The sequence below is a fragment of the Vibrio injensis genome (assembly GCF_001895205.1).
Lineage (GTDB): Bacteria > Pseudomonadota > Gammaproteobacteria > Enterobacterales > Vibrionaceae > Vibrio > Vibrio injensis.
In genome coordinates, this window is sequence record NZ_BDJF01000028.1 from 1 (window position 1) to 21,238 (window position 21,238).

16 protein-coding genes and 1 pseudogene are annotated in these 21,238 nt (G+C 40.2%); 8 read left to right on the forward strand and 9 right to left on the reverse strand.

The window, feature by feature from the left end:
* Nucleotides 1-671 precede the first annotated feature (671 nt).
* Nucleotides 672-1,070 (forward strand): hypothetical protein, encoded by a 399-nt coding sequence (locus tag BSR11_RS15360; RefSeq protein WP_072671233.1) that lies wholly within the window; start codon nt 672-674, stop codon nt 1,068-1,070.
* 44 nt (nt 1,071-1,114) lie between these two features.
* Here BSR11_RS15360 and BSR11_RS17340 read toward each other — a convergent pair whose 3' ends face one another.
* Nucleotides 1,115-1,309, reverse strand: coding sequence for a hypothetical protein (locus tag BSR11_RS17340; protein ID WP_167363668.1), 195 nt, complete (start codon nt 1,307-1,309; stop codon nt 1,115-1,117).
* 519 nt (nt 1,310-1,828) lie between these two features.
* Between BSR11_RS17340 and BSR11_RS15370 the strand changes: the two genes are divergently transcribed.
* From BSR11_RS15370 to BSR11_RS15390, 5 genes are all read left to right on the forward strand, one after another.
* Complete coding sequence (locus BSR11_RS15370; RefSeq protein ID WP_072671235.1) at nt 1,829-3,268, forward strand: SNIPE associated domain-containing protein; 1,440 nt, start codon at nt 1,829-1,831, stop codon at nt 3,266-3,268.
* A gap of 170 nt (nt 3,269-3,438) precedes the next feature.
* A complete protein-coding gene (locus BSR11_RS15375; RefSeq protein ID WP_072671236.1) occupies nt 3,439-3,729 on the forward strand; it encodes a hypothetical protein in 291 nt (96 codons plus the stop codon).
* A gap of 51 nt (nt 3,730-3,780) precedes the next feature.
* Complete coding sequence (locus BSR11_RS15380) at nt 3,781-4,101, forward strand: hypothetical protein (protein WP_072671237.1); 321 nt, start codon at nt 3,781-3,783, stop codon at nt 4,099-4,101.
* Between the two features lie 401 nt (nt 4,102-4,502).
* A complete protein-coding gene (locus BSR11_RS15385; protein WP_072671238.1) occupies nt 4,503-5,510 on the forward strand; it encodes a DNA-processing protein DprA in 1,008 nt (335 codons plus the stop codon).
* A gap of 10 nt (nt 5,511-5,520) precedes the next feature.
* Nucleotides 5,521-6,777 (forward strand): phosphoribosyltransferase, encoded by a 1,257-nt coding sequence (locus tag BSR11_RS15390; RefSeq protein ID WP_072671239.1) that lies wholly within the window; start codon nt 5,521-5,523, stop codon nt 6,775-6,777.
* A 219-nt stretch (nt 6,778-6,996) separates the two neighbouring features.
* Here the strand turns inward: BSR11_RS15390 and BSR11_RS15395 are convergent, their stop codons facing one another.
* Both BSR11_RS15395 and BSR11_RS17345 read right to left on the reverse strand, forming a co-directional pair.
* The gene (locus BSR11_RS15395; protein ID WP_072671240.1) at nt 6,997-8,559 is read right to left on the reverse strand and encodes an anti-phage dCTP deaminase; all 1,563 of its coding nucleotides are present in this window, start codon (nt 8,557-8,559) and stop codon (nt 6,997-6,999) included.
* A 51-nt stretch (nt 8,560-8,610) separates the two neighbouring features.
* Nucleotides 8,611-8,784, reverse strand: coding sequence for a hypothetical protein (locus BSR11_RS17345; RefSeq protein ID WP_167363669.1), 174 nt, complete (start codon nt 8,782-8,784; stop codon nt 8,611-8,613).
* A 1,257-nt stretch (nt 8,785-10,041) separates the two neighbouring features.
* Between BSR11_RS17345 and BSR11_RS15410 the strand changes: the two genes are divergently transcribed.
* Together BSR11_RS15410 and BSR11_RS15415 are read left to right on the forward strand one after the other, a co-directional pair.
* Nucleotides 10,042-11,781: a hypothetical protein gene (locus BSR11_RS15410; protein WP_072671242.1), complete on the forward strand. Its 1,740-nt coding sequence runs from the start codon at nt 10,042-10,044 to the stop codon at nt 11,779-11,781.
* Nucleotides 11,765-13,468 carry a hypothetical protein gene (locus BSR11_RS15415; RefSeq protein ID WP_072671243.1) on the forward strand — a complete coding sequence of 568 codons (1,704 nt, stop codon included), beginning with the start codon at nt 11,765-11,767 and terminating at the stop codon, nt 13,466-13,468. The genes BSR11_RS15410 and BSR11_RS15415 overlap by 17 nt, the downstream gene beginning before the upstream one ends.
* A 196-nt stretch (nt 13,469-13,664) precedes the next feature.
* Here the strand turns inward: BSR11_RS15415 and BSR11_RS15420 are convergent, their stop codons facing one another.
* The 6 genes and pseudogenes from BSR11_RS15420 to BSR11_RS15450 form a co-directional block, all read right to left on the reverse strand.
* Nucleotides 13,665-14,741: a TniQ family protein gene (locus BSR11_RS15420; protein WP_072671244.1), complete on the reverse strand. Its 1,077-nt coding sequence runs from the start codon at nt 14,739-14,741 to the stop codon at nt 13,665-13,667.
* A pseudogene (locus BSR11_RS17600) lies at nt 14,722-15,330 on the reverse strand (M48 family metallopeptidase); the annotation flags it as partial. The pseudogene BSR11_RS17600 and the gene BSR11_RS15420, both read right to left, overlap by 20 nt.
* Nucleotides 15,315-16,709 (reverse strand): TnsD family Tn7-like transposition protein, encoded by a 1,395-nt coding sequence (locus BSR11_RS15435; protein WP_072671245.1) that lies wholly within the window; start codon nt 16,707-16,709, stop codon nt 15,315-15,317. The gene BSR11_RS15435 and the pseudogene BSR11_RS17600, both read right to left, overlap by 16 nt.
* A gap of 34 nt (nt 16,710-16,743) precedes the next feature.
* A complete protein-coding gene (locus BSR11_RS15440; protein WP_072671246.1) occupies nt 16,744-18,195 on the reverse strand; it encodes an ATP-binding protein in 1,452 nt (483 codons plus the stop codon).
* Nucleotides 18,185-20,350, reverse strand: a complete 2,166-nt coding sequence (locus tag BSR11_RS15445) for a TnsB C-terminal domain-containing protein (RefSeq protein ID WP_072671247.1) — start codon at nt 20,348-20,350, stop codon at nt 18,185-18,187. Before BSR11_RS15445 ends, BSR11_RS15440 begins: the two co-directional genes overlap by 11 nt.
* On the reverse strand, nt 20,340-21,164 hold the full coding sequence (locus BSR11_RS15450; protein ID WP_000113758.1) for a heteromeric transposase endonuclease subunit TnsA: 825 nt from the start codon (nt 21,162-21,164) through the stop codon (nt 20,340-20,342). Before BSR11_RS15450 ends, BSR11_RS15445 begins: the two co-directional genes overlap by 11 nt.
* Between the last annotated feature and the right edge of the window lie 74 nt (nt 21,165-21,238).

Here is a 21,238-nt window from a genome sequence, read left to right on the forward strand (position 1 = left end):
AAAGTTTGTACACTAATTTGAAATCAGAGTATGTCTTAGTTACGCATTCCAAACATTAGATTAGGCTGATAAGTGTCTGTAAGAGACGGAAGGTAGTCATTGATGATCTTGCTAAACAGATACCTGAGAGAGAGTAACAAAGTCTCATTCCAAGTAATAAAGATTAAAGTATCATACTAAAATGGCGGTGATCGCAGTCGATACGCTGCCATTCTAAATCAAAAATTCACCAAACTGCGCTAGAGCAAGTACCCTTAGCATATCTACCGGCTTGTCTTTGACTGAACTAATCTTATGCATTTAATATCGTTACTGCGCATATAGGTGTAATGGTAAAACAAAAATGCCGATTGCAATGTGTCTATTGCTTAGGCAGAAGTTAGTGCTGAGCCTGAGCTTAATCACTTTCGATATTGTTAAATTTTTCAAGAAAACTGAATAACATTGTTACCTAAAAAAGCCACCTTGATAGATGGCCTTTGTTGACAACTATAAGCCAGAAACTGGATTCATTTTAAGACTCGTCAACAGTCATTGAGTCTGCGTTATTCTTAACAGAGGTGATACCACTTTCTTCCCCTAAACGTATTTAAGATGCATTCGTTCTAACTGCAACCTAGCTGATTTTGCTATACTGCAACTAATCTAAATCTTCTGTCAGGTTGTATGCTATGAGCAAAGAAAAGTTGACCGAAAAAGTGCTGTCAGAAGGGATGAATCCTTATAATACCCACAGTGATTTATTCACCAAGACCGAAAAAAAGCCTGATTGGTTGTCTTTCACCGAGGCGGTAGAGCGTATTACAGATAATTTCATGGCTAACCGAAATGAGGTTTTCGATGAGCTTCGTTCAGATTTGGTGAACCCATATATTTTTCTTTCAAACCTCAAGTTAGCACTTGATAGCCTTACTGATAGTGATATTGAGCTTTATGACCTGGGCAATGAAATTGGTCGAGTTATTGCAAGTTTGAGTTCACCAAATAAGACACGCTTACGTGAAGTCACTAATGGTATTGAACATGGTTTTGATTTAATTAGAAAAGAAAGAGGATCTTCGAATGAGTAAGCTTGACGAATGGGTTGACAAAAATATGACACTAACCAGTATCATCATAATGGTTGCGGGGCTAACGCTTGGATACATCCTTTTCTAACATCGATTGCTAGGGCTTCGATGAAAACCTTAGTCTCTGCAAATTTTACATTTGCAGCAATTCCCACTAGATCCAATTGCTTAACAGCCTGTTGACAAAATTTGTCTAAATCAAAAATGCCCCAAACTGCGTTAGCGACTGCATGAGCCATTACTCTCCATGCCTTCATTTGGAATATTTTTTCTAACCCAAAGCAAGGGGCTAATCTGGCTGTGAGAAACATAGATATTTGAAACCTTAGTACTCCATAGCTATGGATTTTATGCAATCTATTTGAGTTCAATAACAACCTGTCCCATTTTGATGTGCTAGCATCGGAAGCATAATTTTAATTTGCTCGAGGAGAAATACATTGGCCAGACGAGGAAGTGGTTTAAGGACGGCTATCAAGGTTGTTAGAGCTATAGATAGGGCCAACAAACAAGCCGCCCGCGAAGCTCAGCGTAGAGAGAAGGCTCGGCAACGTGCCGAAGCTCAAACACTTAGAGAGCATGAAAGAGGTGTGCACGAAGCTCAGCGAGAACTAAAGCGGCAAGTAAGGCAGCAACAATCCGCAGCAAAGCAAGCATTTAAAAATGCGCTGTCAAATGCAAATGAAGAGTACCAAGACCGCTGCGAAGAACGAGCCGCCCTTAGAAAGCAATTCATACAAGAGGTTTTAAGGTAAACAATGGATAATAATTTACTGATATTAGCAGGCATATCTTTGTTTGCAGTTTTGCTGACCTATATAGTGACGAAACGCTCTGCGGATAAAAAAATTGGACAGTACAAGTCAATTGATGAAGCGTTAACGAAAGCCAAAGAAGAGCACGTGACATTAAAGAAAGCAAATGAATCACTACAGCAAACTACTGAAATAGCAAAGCAGGCGCTTTCCAAAGTTAACGCTGAAACTGCCGACCTACAAGCTTTGAAAGGACAAGATGACTTTCTAAAAGTTAGTATTCTAGAACAGCAACAGTCTCTTGACGCTACCCAAAACACTCTAAATGAACTTCATGCCAATATTGAAAAAGGCGAACTGGATCTGAACGAGCTAATGGGTGGGATAGACTTGTATTCACGACTCGATGAATATACTGCTCATGGTCATTTTGAAATGCCACAATATCTCTACGAATCAAATCGCTATTCTGAAGAGATCAAAGACATACGGCAGCAACAAAAGGACATGATTAAAGCGAAGACCGCAGTCACCTTCCCAGAAACGACCGTTATTTCTAATGATAAGTCTTTGAATCAAAAAATCCTCAATGGTCAAGTTAAGCTAATGCTAACTGCGTTCAATATTGAATGTGACATGCTTATTGGCAAGGTTTCTCCAAGCTCATTTGCTCGTACGCTGGAACGAATCGAGAAACTAGCAAATAATCTAGAAAAGTCGTCTGCGACACTGGAGTGTGGCTTTGATATTGACTACATCGAACTAAAATTCGAAGAATGTAAGCTGCAGTATCAATATACCCTGAAGAAACAGGAAGAAATTGCCGAGCAGAAGCTCATCAAAGAGCAAATTCGTGAAGAGCAGAGAGCAATAAAAGAGTTTGAAAAAGCTATTGCTGAAGCTGAGAAAGAAGAAAAAATGTATCGAAACCTTCTTGATAAAGCTCAGCAAGAGCTTGCTCAAGCTAATGAACAAGAACGTAGTGAAATGGAACAAAGAATAGCCATTCTAGAGCAGCAATTGGCCGAAGCTGAAGCCAAAGAAGAGCGTGCTAAAAGTATGGCGGAACAAACTCGTAAGGGCCATGTGTACGTGATAAGTAACATTGGTTCCTTTGGAGAAGATGTTTACAAGATAGGTTTAACGCGCAGGCTAGAGCCTATGGACAGGGTTAAAGAGCTTGGTGATGCAAGTGTACCATTCCCATTTGATGTACATGCCATGATTTATACTGATGATGCACCTGCACTCGAAACAGCTTTGCACCGTGAATTCCATTCTCAACGTGTTAATGCAGTTAACCTTCGCAAGGAGTTCTTCAGTGTCGATCTAGAGGAAATTAAAGATGCCGTTGAAAAGATTGCTGGAGTAGATGCTGAGTTCAAAATGACCGCTCTGGCGGAAGACTATTACGAGAGCCTCCGTCTTAGTGATGCCGCATGATTTAACAGTTTTTGTTCGTCTTCGAGTCAGCTAGATCAGCGCTGGCTCACATTTGCCCCAAACCAATTTTATATATTACTAACATTGCTCGTCTGATTTGTGTTCATTTGATTTCATATTTACCGCTTGTTAAAATGCGATGTTTTTCACGCTATGACGGGTATGTAAAAATGAAAGCAATCTTTGAATATAAAAATACTGATGATGAAATGGTAAGGAAAGAGCTGGATCTTGATTTCATCATTCCGGGTTCCGAAGACGTTGGATGTCAGTTTGAGGTTGACGGGAAAAAAGTAACAACTTCAACTTCAAGTAACACAAAAGTGAAACTTGATGAAAATACAACAGTGAGATCGGTCAGATTGAAAGAATTGGACTTAAGCGTTAACCCGCATATTGCATATTATTCGTGCTACTTGGTTAAGCCTCATAAACCAATGGGCTACGTGTCGGTTTTCTAAACTAGAGGGTGGTTCTGTTACGTTAACTTTGTAAACAAATACTAAAATATCATGCAAAATGAAAAGGTGTTTGATTTACAAGATATAAAGGAGAGTATTATATTTTATGAAGACTCAACGCTAAGGCTTTACGCAGTATCAGACTGGAGAAATTATTGGTTAATTCAATCTACTTCGCCAGCCAAGGCTGTTATTGATGCTCTAGGAACCTCAATGAATTGGATCGAACATCCTGATGAAAATGATGTGATCAATTGTATGGTACTCATATATTCAGGTGTTCACGAACCAATTTTAGAAGCAATGTCTTGTGATTTTGACAGAGTTATATATTTAAACGATTGTCCAGATACTTACCACTTTAGACCTTGAGTTGTTCTAATCAACTGGACATGGCTGACTCAGTTTTGCCCCAAAACGTTTTATCTTGAAATTTTTTGCCATAAAGCGAGTTAATGCTCTTTAATAGGGTAAAGTCCATTTTTTGCACATTACTTATAGGTAAGGGTTATTGATTGATAGCTCTCCGTTAGTGCGGGCGTTAATTAATCAACAACCGAGAATTCCTCGACAGTTACACAATTACAAAAGCAAAAACTAAGTCCTATTCTTGTCGTGTATCTATAGCTTTCTGACAAGTATCTCCATCAGCCATATCATTCTACTAAACCCTACTCTGTTCAATCACAACTATCCTGCTAAATCAATTACGTTTTTCTACACCTATGGTATGCTGATTAGTTACGATAACGTTCAATATGACCTACTCAGCTATGACAGAAGAACACGAATACTGGAGAGCCGAAACTGTAGCGTTTTATGCGCTTCAGTCCCTGCATGATGTAGGCTTCCGAACTCTGTATAAAATAGCTTCCCAGAAAATTAGCTTTAGAGAGCTTATCAAGTGTGAAGATCCTAAACACTTCGGTAAAACACTACGGATAAAGTTACCGACTTCTGTACTCGAGTCAGAAGAAGGCTGGGGAAAATTCAAGAAAGAACTTTGGTCTAAAGGCACTTCGATGGCTCGTATGTACGCCCAAAAGGACGTAAAGGTTGTCTTTTACGATCAAGACGCTTTCCCTGACAATTTACGGCACATCAACGAGCCGCCAATGTGGTTATTCGTCCAAGGCAACCTAAAGAACCTCCATAGTAAATCTGTGGCGATTATTGGTAGCCGTAAATCCTCAGAGGATGGTCATTGGCTAACAAAGTTAATCGTTGCAGGTATGGCTAATAAAGGGCTTGTATCTGTCAGTGGGTTGGCTGACGGTATCGACCAACGGGCACACATTGAATCAATCCGCTTCAACGTTCCTACAGTAGCAATATTGGGTACTGGTATTGATAGCAACTATCCCAAAAGTTCCGAGGCTGTCCGAGAACAAATCTTGGCCGGTGGCGGAGCAATCGTCACAGAGTATCTGATAGGTCAAAACTACAGTGCTCATAACTTTGTTCAACGAAACCGTATTCAGGCTGGTCTATCAACCTGTGTTATCCCCATTGAATGGAAAATCAAAAGCGGAACAGCCCACACAGTTAACTTTGCTAAGGATTTTAATCGGTTTTTGGTGATGCCTTACCTTCCTTACACAAACGCTGAAAGCGAGGAAATAAATGCAATCAGTACGTACAGGAAAGGTCGGGTCTTTAACGTTCCAGATCAGACAAATGAGTTAATCAGCTTCTTACAGAAACCTGAGATCCAAGAGGTAGAAGAATCACCAAACTCAGATCTCAATGATGGTGAACGACAGATTTCATTAGGCTTATAAGGATGTCAGGATGGCAGCAAAACAACTCAAAGGCGTAATACTAAGCGTTGCAGATACGATCATGAACATGGGCAAGATTGATGAGGCTGTGTTTAATGAAGTTCGTAAATTAATGGTTTTCTTCAAACTACGTGGTATCAAGCCTGTGCTACTTGCCAACAGACCTCGTACCATCTCAATCGGAGGTGCTGCTAAACGTGATTTATACGGATACCTTGAAGAACAATTTGATGATCTGCGTATCTTCACGCATTTACGTGACCCTAACGTACCAAAGAAGAAAACCAAAGCGGCAACGGAATACGTCCTAAATGAGATGGGTTGGGAGGCAAACGAGGTTGTCTACATTGGCAGTAACCATGATGACATGATCACGGCACTACACGGTAAGATCTTATTCTTACGTGCCACTTGGTATGACATCAATACAGACTACGGCTTTGAATTCAGCGAACCAAAGGAAGTAGCTCGATTTATTGATACCCTTTGCTTACGTGAACACTTCTGGAGTCACGAGATCACGGATGGTGATTTTGAATACTACGCTCTTGCGCCATTTAGCACCCTCAAGCCAGCCTTAAAAAGCTACTCTCAACATGCTAAAGCTGCTGCTAAGTTCGGGCATGGTCAAGTTGACTTCTGGCTAGGTGCGCTTGTAACAAGCATGTACTTCACAGGTATTCATCAGCGAATTGATTACATCGCTGCGTACCCAGGGCATGGTGCTGGAGTTGGAAATGATAAAATGAATGCTGACTTAATGACATTCGGCAAGTGCTTTAATAAAGGTTATCTTCATGATCTTATTGAACGTCATACTACAGCTACAAAATTACAATATGCACGAATCAATAGGACTCTGGTAGATCACCACAGCCAGATCAACACAATCAAGATCAACAGACTACCCACCAAGAACTATGCAGCCAAACCAATGAAAAGCCCACCTGTTAAGAAGGGCAAAACAGTGTTACTGGTGGATGACTTTTGCACTAAAGGCTGGTCACTGGATGCGGGCAGAAAATACATTGAGAAGACAGGAGCAAAAACAATCTTAGTAACTTGGTTGAAAACAATTAACACCGACTACTGTACTATTGGCAATATGGGTGATTTCAATCCTTATGAGGTCAATGAATTTAAAAATGTTCCGATGGGCAAAGAATACGACTACCACGCTTATCATGTAGATGGGGCAGCCTCCGATGAACTCAGTGAAACACTTGGCCAATACCTCGCTTGGGATTGGCCTGCCGAAGTCCAATAATCTAGGAGATGAATTTGCAGAGGCTTTATCATGAATCTAGGGGCAGTATCGCTTACGTAACAGTAGAGGAACTCACGTTAAGTGATGAGGAGATAGACATGTTTTAATTAAGTCACTGCGTAAAACTAGCAAGTAGGTTTACAAATTGTATTCTGGTACCCACAAACGCTCGGTTCGAGCGTTTGATTTATAAACGACCCTGTAAATAACTCTAATGTCTCATTGTTCCTTATCGGATATTGAGTATCGGTCCTCTCCGACAGATTGGTTCGCATAATCAGCGACTTTAACTTCATAGTCTACGTAACAATCCAGTTGATGAGGCTCAACTTGATCTGAGGTTGGTAACTCGTAGCTAATAACTTCCCCTTGATTATTCTTACGGTCTTTTTTGTAGATAAAGAATTCCGCGTATCTATTGGGAGATACGCCTTCAAAGTTCTTTAACATGAGTTTGTTTTTGCTGGGGGTATCTTCTTGGCAGATTGCGTCACTATGCAAGTCGAGAGCTAAGCTTTTTTCATACGGCTCAATGTATACGACACTTGTAATGCCAGCTGCTACAATATGTCTAGCACAGTTGTGACAAGGGAAGGTTGTACAATATAAGGTCTTTTCCATTGTACTAGAGCCACTATTACGAGCTAGAGATATAATTGCATCCATTTCAGCATGTATAGCTCTTGAATATTCTATGAGTGATTTTGCTTTGGAGTTATTGAAGATTTTGTCTGCTACTTTTTCAGGCTCAGCGATGCCCTCATCAGCTAATATTTGTCTGATTTGATCTTTCAGCTGCAACTTGTGCTTATCGTTTTGACACCCCGCTTTGTTATAGCAACGCAGATCCTTTTCACTTTCAACATCATATAACCCACCACCAAATTGAGGCACATCATTACATCCTGTTGCAATGATTTGGCCTTCGTTGTCCATTATTGCTGCCCCTACTTGTCGCGATAAGCAAGCTGAGGCCAATGATGCAGAGTGTGCCGAGTAAATCCCTTTCTCGTCTCTAGTGGGGGTATAGTTACCCACGCCATGAATAAGATTAATGAATCTTCTAATTGATTTACTAAGCTCTGCAGCATCATCGAGGTTTCTAATAAAGTAGTCTGACATCTGAATAGCTTTTTCCACATGTTGACCAAATTTATCATTACTGTTCCGATCTCTCTCAATCAGCTTCATAGCTTCTGCACTATCTGTAATGCCTTCATCTTTAAGATTTTGCAGTCTTTGGTCCTTTGTTCTTAAAAGCCCGATCAGATAGAAGTTTTTTCTGTAGACTTCTTGGAATAAAGCTACTTCGTCATGGTGTTTTATTTGGTCAATAACATAGGCTACTTTTTTTGTGACCTTTACAACGTTTCCACTATCACAGCCATCGCCAAACATTGAATTGCGTATTAAATGGATTCTTCGAATCCCCATATCTGCAACAGTAGTATTTGAATGGTCCTTTCTAAGCTTATCTCCAAGATTTTGTAATGTATCGTAACGGGGAAATCCGACTAAATTAAGAATGGATTCTGGGTCAGATTGTGTAGCTGCAATCAGGTCACTTAACCTTATGTGCTCTACATGGTAATTAGCTGACTTGAGCTCTTTAATTACAGAGTCTTTGAGTCGTTTAACGCCAGCTCCAACAGCACCACAAAGACCAATTACAAGTTCTTGTGAGTGTCGTGAGCGTATTGCCTCTAGAGAGTTTTTATAGCTGCCGTTAGCCGCTAAAGGGGGGTGGGAAGGATGTATGCTTGTAACTGTTTGTGCTGGCATTGTATGTCCCTATGGAATGCGTATAGGAGCATATTATCCGGTATGAAAACCTTACCAATCAAGCTTACTTGCAGCTATCTTTAAGTTTTTCTTTGCATTTTCGAAAGCGATCATCTTTTTCTTCTGATGAATAGAAATTACTGTAGCGTTCTTTGAGGTCGACGCACGGTTGGTGGACTTATCAATGGTTCGGGTTTCAGGTAATGCTATATCAACAACGTTCATTGTATTTCACCTTGAAAAATTCGCGCAAATTATACACAAGCCATCCATGCTTTCAATTAAATTATTGCAATGTTCAGTTTGAAAGAACACCTGAAGGTAACATTTTAACGATAGTAAAAATATTAAAATTAACAACTTTATTTAAGTTGTGTGAGCGCTGTGCAAACTCATGTAACTTCCAATACTAAAAAACAGTACGGAAAAACAACTGGTTAAGGTCTTGTTTTTACTTATCATGACTCTTCAAACTGGATGTTGTGATTAGCAGTCGACATGCTGAGCACCTAGAGAGGATCAGAGGGCAGCACTATTTAATCGATACGACCTTGTTTCTTTTTAGCTTGGCAAGTTCCTCCCTGAGACCAGTATTTTCGTACTCCAAATGATCCACACGGGCTAATGCCTGAACAAGTTTGTCGTTTAGATGATGTTGTGAAGCTGCAAACAGGGCTAACTTTGCGTAACTTATTTGCTCACGAGTATTATAAAAAGTCATTGCTGGCTCGAAGAGTTAAGAATTGCTCGAAATCAGCGATGGATTTACTGTTTTTATTTGCAAATCACGACTACCTTGAGCCATCTGTATAACAAGAGACTATGGCGCTAAAATTTAATTTTCAGCTTTAGTGGCGAAGTTAACTTCGCTACTTGATTAGAGGTTACCAATACCTGAACTAATCCGTGAGGTGCTAAATTAGCAAAATCACTGACAAGGTTTTGTCCAGAACTTTCACAGATGGCACTTCGTAACTCAGAAGTGCCCCATTCCTTGTTTCCGAGCTAATTTCTAGCTACTCATTATGCTATAAATTATCTAATGTAATTTTCGAATCGAGAAGTAAGCTATGAGTAAAAAACGGTTGTCAGAAAAAGACCTTTTAGAAGGATTAACAAGTCACACTCTGATGAACTCGCGACTACAAGTGAAAAAGATTGGGGGTCTTATTCGGAAAATGATAAGGCGGACAGCGATTTTCTAGTTGAACGAAGCGATGTTTTTGATTCTTGTAGAATTGAATTTGAGGAAGATGAACAAGACCGAGAACTAGTTAAGCAAAGAGAAGACTCTCCAGAAATTGACGTTGATATTGATGATCTGTGAACCACCATTTCCGTGTTACGGAATTAATTACCTGAATCAAAAATGCCCCGAAACGGTTTAGAACATCTCTAACCCTTAGCTTAAGTACCTTTTAATTTGACCTAATTACCCTTATACAGCAAAGTGCTTAATGGTTGTTGAGTAAGGGACGTAAAATGTCATTAGAAAAAACAAAAACGCGGTTACTAGCGGCAAGCGAAACGGCAGAAGAGCTACTTTCTCAGGTTAATGATCTGTATGTCGAGGAAATACGGTCTGAAGAGAAGTTCTTGAAAGATGCGCTGTCTCAATTGCACAACGCAGGAGATATTGATCTTGTCGAGCTAGTAAGAGGAGTTGATAAAAGCTCCAGCGGTCACGATTTTTTCATAATTCTACACGCCTTTGAAAATGCACTACCTTCATTAGATGCAAATATTGAAGATGTCCTCCGTTGCCTGCTAAACCTAACGCAACAGGCTGGCAGAGACTTGGCTATTGGTGGAGTCTATGGGGCTTTTCAGCGTTTCTGTAGCGTGGAAGCACAGCGTCCCAGAGATAGTGTTGAATTTATCCTTGCACAAAGAGAGTTAAGTGCATATGCCCAGTTTCTTTCCAGCTCAATCCTTGCATACGACTCAGATTGTGTAACTGATGCTATCCAAACGACAGTAAACCTGATCGCTGATAGAAATGAGATGGTAAGAAGCCAAGCCTATTATATTTTGGGGAGGCTTGATGTGGGTGAAGCCCAGGCGAATATCATTTGGGAACTACTTAGTGGAAATAGTGAACGTGAAAGTGGCTGTTGTGCTTCGATACTGCGGGCAACAATTAGCTTTGGTGATGCATTCCCATCTTACTGGCCGCAGATTGAAGAGTTCCTACTTACGTTTGTTGAGGGGACTCCTCCAGAGGTTCTCTATGAGATATCAAATATTGTGGCCTTTCAGAGAGTTGATTTACCAGAGAGTGTTCTAAAGCTTTTGTTAAAGCAGTTCGCCAATATCTCCCCTGAGCACAAAGGCATCATAGACAATATCGATCATTTATTAGTCAACCTGGTCGAGAAGGGAGCCTCTTCCCTTGCCTTGAATTTATTGGAATCGATTTTGACTGTGGGCGTGAAGTTCTCCCAACTGGATTACTTTTCCAGAGAACTACTAAGCAAGCATCGCGATCTACTTAATCATATTGTCACAAAGTGGTTTTTGTCTGGTGATTACTCACTTTGTCATGGTGTTTCAGATCTACTTCATGACGTTACGGGCAAGGATGTCGAGTTAGAGACAGAAATGATATTGCTAGGTGATGAAGTGAAGCAAGTGTTTGTTAGTCACAAGGCTGTGGGCTGGCTGTTTGCTCAGCCTATAGCGGCGGCAAGCTTCATTCTATCTATTTACGAAACTGCTTCGAGAACTACTCGTAAAAAGCTTGAACAGATTTTGTATGATCCCTTGCTTTTAAGTTATCCAGGGGAGCTTAAGCGATTCTTCCAATCGTGCATTGATAAAGGCTTTCAATCACAACCATGTGAGCGGTTGCTTGGTAAGCTTCAGGCTTATCATTCTGATATTGAAAAAGTCTCTGGGCTAAAAGAGTTGATGGCACCCAGAGAAAATATAAGTGTTTATTGGAAAGAATCTAACAAGAGTATGCAAGCAGCCTACGAAGATGCATCAAGAGGATCTATTTTCTTCGATCTGATAGCAATGAAGCAGACCCTCTTGTATGGCAATAGTTCAATTTATTACATGCAATTGGGAGATGGAGAGCAAGTGCGACAAGAGATGCAAATGCATTCTTTTTCCCATTCGACTGAAATGCCAAGGTTAAATGTCTTAGATCCAGAGTCACTAGATTACATTTTACGAGTTTACCGTTATGAGAGAATGAAAAATGAAGCTAATTCTTAAGCAGTATTTAGCCTCGTTGAGGGAGCGTCAGGAACTGGATGCAGTATTACCTGAATTATTGAGCAGTATGGGGATGAATGTGTTCATTTTACCTACTCGTGGAGTCAAAGAATACGGTGTTGATATAGCGGCTGTAGGACAAGTAAATGATCAGGAAGAAAAAGTTTATTTGTTCTCTGTTAAGTCTGGAAACCTTACTCGTGAGACTTGGAATGGGAGTGCAGACCAAGCTCTTAGACCTTCATTAGATGAGATTCAAGACTCATTTATCCTTAGTCGCCTACCACCTGAACATAGGGATAAAAAAATAGTCATCTGCTTATGCTTTGGTGGAGATGTTAACTCAGGGATTAGACAGGAGGTTTCTGGTTATGAACAGAAGAATACGCGAGACAATATTTCTTTTGAAGAGTGGAATGGCGATAAACTTTCAGAGCTTATTCAACAGTACTTGCTGAAGGAGGAGCTGCTGCCTAGCTCCTGTCAGGCTTTGTTAAGAAAATCCTTGGCTTTACTCGAAGAACCCGAGAGTTCAAATCAGCACTTTTCACAATTAGTTGATGAAGTTCTGTCAAATGCCACTGATTCCGATTCTGTTGCATCGGCCATAACACGGGTAAATGTTTGTTTATGGGTTCTGTTCTCATGGTGTCGTGATGGAGGGAATCTAGAATCAGCATATCTTTCGTCGGAGCTAGCATTGCTGTTGGCTTGGAATAAGGTCAAAGATCACTACACAGGAAGGAACAAGTCCTCGAAATCGTTTGATAGCATTTTAGATACATATCAACAGATTACTGATTGTTATGTAGATCGATGTTTAATTCCATATGTTGAATTTAAATACGCGCTCTCTCATGCTGTTCATTCGCCATGTTCTATTGATGTAAATATTAAGCTATTTGATGTTCTAGGACGTTTAGCGGTCAAAGGACACTGGATTTTAGACTCACTGTCCAAGAATTACGTGGAAACTCCACCTATAGTTGGAGAAAGCGAAGAACAAGAAAAATTACGGCTTCGCCTCAGAGAAATAACGAGGTCAATTAATCTATTGGTCGTTAATAATCCAATGTTGCTATCGCCTTACAAAGACTCACAAGCAATTGATCTTGGTCTCGCTTTAACTTTGCTTTCAAATAATTCAGAACTTGATGATTTTGTACGGAGTTGGCTCTCGGAAATGGTCAATAGATGCATATTCTGTTTTGAAAGTAATGGCATGTATCCAATCGTTCACAACTCTTACGAAAAGCTGCTTGAACATCGAAATAAAGATAAAGCCGACAGTAACTATAAAAATAAAGTTACGGAGGCTAGTGTTTTGTACCCGCTGTTAACGGTTTTTTGCTCTCTGTATAAACTAGATTCAGTAAGCCAAGATTTGGAAAAATTTGCCACAGAAAAACTGGCACATGGCACGTTACAATATTGGTATCCAAACCAACATAGTGAGGACGCTATGTACTCTAACTCTGATATGCATGGCTCTGCATCAACTGACTTTCCTATGAATAGCAGTTCAGCGCTAGAGCATATAAAACAAGAATGTAGCGAGGCAGATTCATTCAAGAAAATGTCAGCTGTAACTGAAGGAAAGGCTCCGTTAGTACTAACAGCTTGTCGCTGCTACCGATATCCAGTTCCTTTCCATTACCTTGAGGACTGGTTCACTGCATCTGAGTAAATAGCAAAGTTTGAGATTTTCAGATCCTTTGTATGGAAACTGAAATACCATAATTAATCGAGGTAGCCTTATCTCAATTAATTCGAGTTTGGCTAATTTAGTGAAACATATAACACGTTTGTGTCCAGAAGTGAGTTACAACGAGTATAATACTTTAATACTCAGTTGTAGCTTGATTCGGACTAGGAAGTAGCAATTAGTATGAACCTTCTTGGGTGTCGTAATTATTAGTCTCACGCTCCATTAAATGACATGCATTAAAAGTGATTTTATGTTTTTTACGCCAAAGTAAGAGATCGCAAGGGTTTTCATCGAAGCTCACATAATACTCTTCGCTAAGATACGAAATTTTGACTGGCTTGATAGGGCAGTAGTCTGTATCACTCCATTGAAAGCATTTCGAACAGTTTTCTCCCCTGCTCTTAGCTAACGTTTCAGCCAGAGATAGTTTTTCTCTAAACCCAAACCTGTATTCTTTTATCTCTGCGGATTGTTCCCAAAAAACTTTAAACTCTTCTGAGTAATTCTCTTTGAAGTAAAAGAACTGACGAACTAACCGCTCATCCGATATATATTTTTTAACTCCATAGGGATCAAAAAAACTCAAATACTCATGTCTTAATTCGCTTTTTCTGCACATCCTAGATGCCCAATTGTAGAATTTGTTCAGTAAACATGGCATGACGTGGTAGCTAGGTTGATCCGTCAAATCTGAATATTTATGGCCGTTTTCGTCTAACTGAGTACAAGTCTGACTCTCTGGTGTACCACGCCCACTCAGAACTTGTTTTATGCTGAGTACCGCACTTTTTCTATTACCACTGGTAATTTCTTCAAGGTTAACATTGTGCACAGCACACTTTGTTTCACTTAACCAATCTGCCTTAAAATATCCAAATCCATTTATCTTTAAGGATGTCTTGATGCACTCAATGCAAAACCTTACTGGTATAGCACCTTTCCGACTTGGTCTGCCGTACATCGTCGAGGTTGCGATTAACATGTCATTAACGTAAAGCGTTGGATTATCAAACATCCCTGCTTCTTGGTTGGCTATTCCAGACTTTCTCAAAAAACTCAGCAACTCCTTATCTGGAATAGACTCCCAATCTAAGCTACATCCATCAGTTAGCGTCGGAGTAGAATGCCATTCACCATTCGTACCGACAACTTTCTCGAATTGCTGCTGACCGGATAACAAAGCAAGTCTAAAGAACCAGCTTTGCACTGACTCATTATTAAGGAACCACAAATCAATACCTCCTCGTTTCACTCAAATACAACTCCGCCATGCTATCTAAGCGGCTTTTTACTTCTTTCCAGTTGGGCATCACGCACTGGTGAGTAATCGCCAGAATTTCTCGCTGTGGTTGTGATCCGCGATATAACATAGCTCGTGCAGAATCACATAATCGATAGACTCCTTGGGCGCTTTAACCAAATATGGATTAAGCATCAGTTTTCCCTTAGTCGAACAGCTTCCCCATTGCTTCATCATTGGCAAAACCCGAAAGCTCGGAATTCATTTCACCCAAGTGGTTTGCGGTAATAATTCAGACAGACGTTCTTGGAAGATACGTTCAGTACGCACGCTACACCAACAAGAAACTAGAGCTTTCATCAGAGCTTGTTTGTCTTCGTTAAAGCAGTTTAGTGTCACCAGTAATTTGCTGCATTTCACCGCTGACATATTCTTTGTACTGAACATATTGTAGGTGACAACGAAACTCCTTGAGCGCAGCGTAAATCCATTTTGCTCGCTTCATGACAGCATCATGGTTATCGCTATGTTAGGCATCATCAGAGACATTCACCGTAACTTCGCAATTAAGATACACCTTTGTCGCTATTTTGCGCTTCTTTTCTGCTGGTGTGGGTGGGATGGCTTAGGTAATACGGATTCAAGCCATTCAGGTTCATGATGATACAGCCAGTAAAACGCTGCGTTACAATCTCGCCGTATCTCTTTTCTTATCCTTAACGAATTATTGTGTCGGTATCGAAGTATCAGGCATTTGTAGCGTCGCCGTTTCGATTCATGCTTACACCTCTTTCTCCACTCAACCAACCCAGTTACGCTAGAAATCAACATTTCGACACTTCCTGTCGATACTGATAAATGTCGGGCGATCTCTGAACGATGAAAACCTTTCCATGCAAGAGCAATAACGCGCTCTATAACCGATGATTTTATTTTCGTGGGTTCAAACAGCCCCTCCATCCCAGAAACATACGCCACGGATTTTACATAAGTGCGACTCTTTCCTATTTGCTTGCTTATCAATGAAATTGATAATCCTTGCTTTAGGAGAGCCAAACATTCTTGCTCTACATTAGGGGGACTATCGGCATTATGTTCACTGATTATTTCTGGTGTTTTTCTAATCCTTCGCTGCTTCGATAACCAGTATTCAAAAATTAAGTACTTGAAAATATGCTGTGAAAACTGGTTATAGAGCAAATTGGTAATGTACTTAAAATCCGATTCAGATGATGGTAGAACATTTGGAGATAGATAATGCAATTGGTTTACAAACTTATAAAAGTCATAGAGTAACTTTACCCTGCGTATTCGACCGCTCTTGGTCACATAGCCAAGATTCGATAATTTATCAGAGTAACTATCTGCCCTAAAGATAGAAATACTCTTTGATTGTTGCCGAAGTACTTGCCGAGAAAATTGCGCTAAATGAAAGCTTTCATCGCTACTTTCTTGAGACTTGGTTTCAAAAGAAGAAGGATACCCAACTGCTAACTTTAATCGTTTAGGAAGACGAACGTCCACTAGTTGCTGCTGATGCTCACAACAAGACTCAATAGCAGGTATTTGATGAACTCGGTGCCAGTAGGCCACACCAAATTGTCTGATATCTTCTTGAACACACACAGGGCACATTTTGAGGGTGAGTTGTGCATGTTCTCTCACGCACGAAAGCTGGCTTAACCTAATAGCCGTGTAATTGTCCGTTGACGATATAGCTTCAGATAATTTGGCTTTGTATTGCGGGTAATAATGCATAAACAACGGAGCAAGAGTTTGCTCCATTAGCAGGTCATTCTCGCTCTCACAGTAAAGGCTTGAAAGCGAGCTTAAACCAGCTGTAAGTATCGGGTTAATACTTGCTCTACGGTCTCCGTATACGCTTTTGAGAAATTCAGGTATGGGAACCGCGCCTACACTGCAATATCTAATCATTCGACTAAATAGTAGTTCATCGGGTAATGCATCAGGTAAACGCATATCACCTCCGAAGGATTCTCCATACAGCTAAATGCTAACTAAACGTCTCCAATGGGTCGTCACACAAAACGCCCGAAGCCCTGAGGTTTTCAAGTGGGTCACTATCCTGAGAAGCCCTCTGAATCAGATTAGTATCCAATATCCGATCACTCAAATCTTCTGCAAAAACTAGTTCGGTTAGTTCTTCAATGAACTCAGGATGATGTGGGCGAGTTAAGTCTCCAGGTATTGTTACAGTTTTAGATTTGGTATTGATGACTTCTTTTGATGAACGATCTTCGCTCCGATGGTTGTTCAGTTCAGCATTACCCTCTTTTCGATTTCTTTTTAGGATAGAAATCGCGTGTTTCTTTCTCATTTCTTCTGTGAGCTTTTTCGTTGCCCGTATAGCAATACTTGCTCCAAGCTCAAGCACCTCTTCAGTAATTCTCTCATCTGAAGAGCCAATAATTGCCTTTTGAGCTGAATAATAAATTCGAACGGCCAAATCCATATTGCCAGCAGATAACGAGTAAAGTTTATTGTTCAAACTCGGGGTCAGCGGCGTTTCAACATTCGTCCACTGTAAACACCAAAGTTCATCCACGAACAACTCCCACTCATCATCGTTCTTCATTAGTTCTACATCGAAGTAGCCACTACTTTCCGCTCGTCGCGCTGATTTAAAACTTTTACTTAGGAGTTCATCGAACGGAGGATTTGCACAGAAAAGTATTGGAATACCTAAATTGTTAACTAAGTTATGCAAAAAGCCTAAAAGTCGATCGGCACCGCCTGCTTTAGCAAGGTTTAGGTTTTGCATCTCATCAATAACCAAAATCCCGAGGAAATTTGACTTCATTTTCGATTCAATTTGTTGAAGTAAAAGAGCTATCGTTCCCGCCGGTTTTGTTGGAGGGTCTCCTAATTTTTGATCAACTTGCTCTAATATACGGTGACAAAGACCTTTAACACTCGAATCATCTGGACAATCAACTTTTATCCATACAACTTGCGGTATTGCTAACACTTTATTCTGGTAATAGCGGTGTTCTATGACGTCAGGAAAACAGTTTAATACTTGCTCAAGCATGCAGGTTTTACCTACTCCGCTTTCACCAATTATTGTTATTCCACTGCCTTTAGGTTTAAAAAAGCCTGTTCGGGGTTCAACATCAGGTCGATTATCTGAAGAATAATGTAGATAGTTCATTGTTGTGGGAGATAACGGATTTTTTGCTGAATATCCCTCTTTGATGGCCATTTCGATGGCCCTAAATACATCAAAATAGAGTGGAAGCGGCTGCCTCAACGTTTTTAATCGAGTGAGATAATCCAATCTTTCAATTGCCTCTAACGTTGTTTCCTCAACAAGCCTCTTAGGATAATTACTCAGCTTAATAACTAACTCATCATCCTCAACCTTAGGTGGCAAAGCTTCAATCAAAGGATTACCACGATGCTCAGGTAATATCGCTTCATGGTAAATGGCTTCTTCACATTTCATTATCATTGGCCCTTTTTCGCTTGAGCATGGAAATTACTTTTTTCTTCTTGTCATCAAGACGTTCACTGGGTATATCTGATTCCATATCAGGCTTAGCTTGATGAAGTTGGGATTCTCCGTCCTCAATCCTCTGTGCAAGAATAGCTTCCCTTCTCCTTGCTTTCATGCCCTTTGTTCTCTCAGATTTTGAACTCAGCGATGGAGCCAATGCCGCTTCTTTTTTTGCAGTTTCGATAACCTGATTTCTTCTCTGGTGACGCTCTATCGATTTCGATGTTGGCTTAGCTTTGTTTTTTTCCAACTTAATCCAGTCTTCAAAATACAGGATGTCAGCTTGATGCCTATGAGCAAAATTAGCCGACTCCTTCATCAGGCAACATCGGGTAAAGCCACTTACTTCCTCAAGCCTGACAAATATGAAGCTTGAATTATCATGATCAACTAAAGCATCTAGTTGCCATGAACCATTATTTCTCGCAATTACTTTCCAAGTATCAAAATCAGCATGATCTGACTCATAATACATTTGATCGTTCAGCCGAATTCCTTTGCCTGTCATGGTCACTTTTACTGTTGGTAATAGGCGAGAACGAATATGAGCCTCGTCTGCTCGACTCAAAGCATGACGCTGCGCTTTAACATTTAGATTCCAATAGTTTAGAGGAGTTGGAGAAAGCCCTGACTCAATAAGTAATGTACTTTGCTTGGCTAAATCTTTAAAAATTGAACTGTTGTGCTCTAAAACTTCATCAATAAGGAGCTTGGTTATTTCTCTGAGCGTAAAAGTAGCATCTAATCTTGGATCTCTATCTCCCCTGATATAATGCCGCCCTTTCGTCGTCCCTAACAGCTCATGTACTAGCTTCTCGTTCAAGATATTGAAGCGATGTTCTACTATACCTTTCAATTCCGCCCTGTATGGTGGAGCAATGCTCAAGTGACCAATCAATGGCACAGCGAGATTTTCTGCATCCTGACAAATAAACTCACCGCGATCACAAAGCAATCGTTGAGGTATATGGTTACAAGGCCAGTCAGCTTCATCAATTTCAATGCCAAATTCTGCGCAATACTCTTTCTTAGAGGTAAAGCTGTTGATTAAAGCCTGCCGACCAGCTCTCCAAGAAGCATATTCCATGGAAACATGTAGCCCGACAATCATTCGACTTTCTTTATCAACTACACAATAAACGGTCGGTCTCCCCAATACATGATTTCTCTGAAAATCCGAAACAATATGTACATCCAAAACCGTTGCATCCAGTTCAAAGCAACTACCAGGAACTTCTGTATGATCAGTAGCAGAACCTTTTAAGCCTCGCTTATTGCGGTCAAAGTCACCCTGATTTGTTTGTTTACGTATTAGTATTTGTGCTGGAACTAGTTTTTTGGCCCAATAAACGAATGCTCGATAATTAGGTACTAAAGCTTCACGTGATTCCGATTCAGCAGCAATTAGCTCCTCTGCATATTGTTTGTATTCCTTAAGCATTTTGTCATACACACGACTGAACTTTACTTTTTCACCTTTGAGTCCAAAATCCTTCATCGCTTTAAGAAACAAAGCCTTATCATGCTCAGTGGTATTAACACCCCCAGGCGCTTCAATACTTGGACTGGAGAGTTGTATCGGAGATCCACGCTTTGTTGCGCCAGCTACTCTTGATTTACCTCTGCCCCCAGAGTTCTTATAGCTCGGTAAGAGTGCATTTCGTTCTTGACCATATTTCCAATAAAGATTTAGTGATCGATAGATATTCTGGACATATGTGTTGTGGGCTTTCGCATGTATCGAAACAGCTTTGCTACGAGGTTGCTCAACCAAATTTAGCAAAAAATAGGGATCAGATACTAATTCACTAATAAGTCGATATTTTTCATCTCTTCTTACAAGATAACTCTCTGGTATATCGTCTTCTGACTGCAATTGATAATACGGCAGCTCATATGAACTAAATTCGGAATTACCCGCTTTAATGGCCTCGTTAAAAAAGTCAAAATCAAGCTTAAGTGGTCGTTGCAAAGCCTTTGAATCGAGCAAAGGAAACAGAATAACGATATGTTCCTTAGTATAAAGTTGCAAAACCCTGTAAAGACCATCCCCAAGACCATCCAAGTTATGAACTCGCCAAACGCTATTTAATTCAACTTGCATATTGCTGTGATTTCCCATCCATCTTAACTTGAGCAATTTCTATCATCCCAGATAGAACTATGGGCCGCGTCAAATCTACTATAACTTCTTTATCAGCTATTAAATACTTTAATAAAATCAATGCTTCATCATTCGACATACCAACTTGATGAGAAAATGTGTCGCAAACATCTCTTATTTGCATTGTTCCCACCGTCAACAAACGCTTAGCTTTTTCTCTAACTTTATTCGAAGGTGATGAGTAATTCTTACGTTTAGGATCGGTAATCCATTGAATATTCTTTGACTTAATCTGATTCAGTTCTGACAGGCAAAATACGTGAAATGGAACACCTAGTAACTCCCACCAAACTCTTTCAATATCGAGCTTTTCTGCCGTCCTCTTATCCGAAAGCTTTTCATCAGGCTTCACAGAAACAGCTTCATACCAAATCCGCTTTCCATTACTACAGGTTAAAAGGAAATCAGTGGTCATGATGATTGGGTCTTTGGTTATTGGGTGCTTAGGGTGCTCAACATCAAGTAGCTTAGATATTTTTAATGAGAGAGTGAGTGGAAGCAGAGGAAACTGTTCTCGAATATCGGTAACTGAATCGGAAAACTCAGCTAAATAGAAAAAGCATGTCTCTTGCTCAGATAAGGTATGGTGAGTTCGTCCCGATTTTATTCCGTCAATTTTACCGCTGTGACCATGAGACTTAACATCCTGAACTCTTACCCAAGGAGTGTAATTAGCTCCTTCACCTAAGCCATATTTTTGTTTTAAAGCCCGCTTGAAATCAGCGAGCTTTTCAAGTTTTCTTTGTCTAGCCACAACATATACTCTACCCAATTCGATAAAGTATATTATAGCCTAGTGTACAAACTTTATTGTTCCAAATAGCATTT

Bases quoted from the DNA above. Each gene is read 5' to 3' on its own strand.
- BSR11_RS15390 (WP_072671239.1), top strand. From the start codon at position 5,521: ATGGCAGCAAAACAACTCAAAGGCGTAATACTAAGCGTTGCAGATACG.
- BSR11_RS15415 (WP_072671243.1), top strand. From the start codon at position 11,765: ATGAAGCTAATTCTTAAGCAGTATTTAGCCTCGTTGAGGGAGCGTCAG.
- BSR11_RS15445 (WP_072671247.1), bottom strand. From the start codon at position 20,350: ATGCAAGTTGAATTAAATAGCGTTTGGCGAGTTCATAACTTGGATGGT.
- BSR11_RS15385 (WP_072671238.1), top strand. From the start codon at position 4,503: ATGACAGAAGAACACGAATACTGGAGAGCCGAAACTGTAGCGTTTTAT.
- BSR11_RS15435 (WP_072671245.1), bottom strand. From the start codon at position 16,709: ATGCGTTTACCTGATGCATTACCCGATGAACTACTATTTAGTCGAATG.
- BSR11_RS15360 (WP_072671233.1), top strand. From the start codon at position 672: ATGAGCAAAGAAAAGTTGACCGAAAAAGTGCTGTCAGAAGGGATGAAT.
- BSR11_RS15395 (WP_072671240.1), bottom strand. From the start codon at position 8,559: ATGCCAGCACAAACAGTTACAAGCATACATCCTTCCCACCCCCCTTTA.
- BSR11_RS17345 (WP_167363669.1), bottom strand. From the start codon at position 8,784: ATGAACGTTGTTGATATAGCATTACCTGAAACCCGAACCATTGATAAG.
- BSR11_RS15440 (WP_072671246.1), bottom strand. From the start codon at position 18,195: ATGAAATGTGAAGAAGCCATTTACCATGAAGCGATATTACCTGAGCAT.
- BSR11_RS15370 (WP_072671235.1), top strand. From the start codon at position 1,829: ATGGATAATAATTTACTGATATTAGCAGGCATATCTTTGTTTGCAGTT.
- BSR11_RS15375 (WP_072671236.1), top strand. From the start codon at position 3,439: ATGAAAGCAATCTTTGAATATAAAAATACTGATGATGAAATGGTAAGG.
- BSR11_RS15410 (WP_072671242.1), top strand. From the start codon at position 10,042: ATGTCATTAGAAAAAACAAAAACGCGGTTACTAGCGGCAAGCGAAACG.
- BSR11_RS15380 (WP_072671237.1), top strand. From the start codon at position 3,781: ATGCAAAATGAAAAGGTGTTTGATTTACAAGATATAAAGGAGAGTATT.
- BSR11_RS17340 (WP_167363668.1), bottom strand. From the start codon at position 1,309: ATGGCTCATGCAGTCGCTAACGCAGTTTGGGGCATTTTTGATTTAGAC.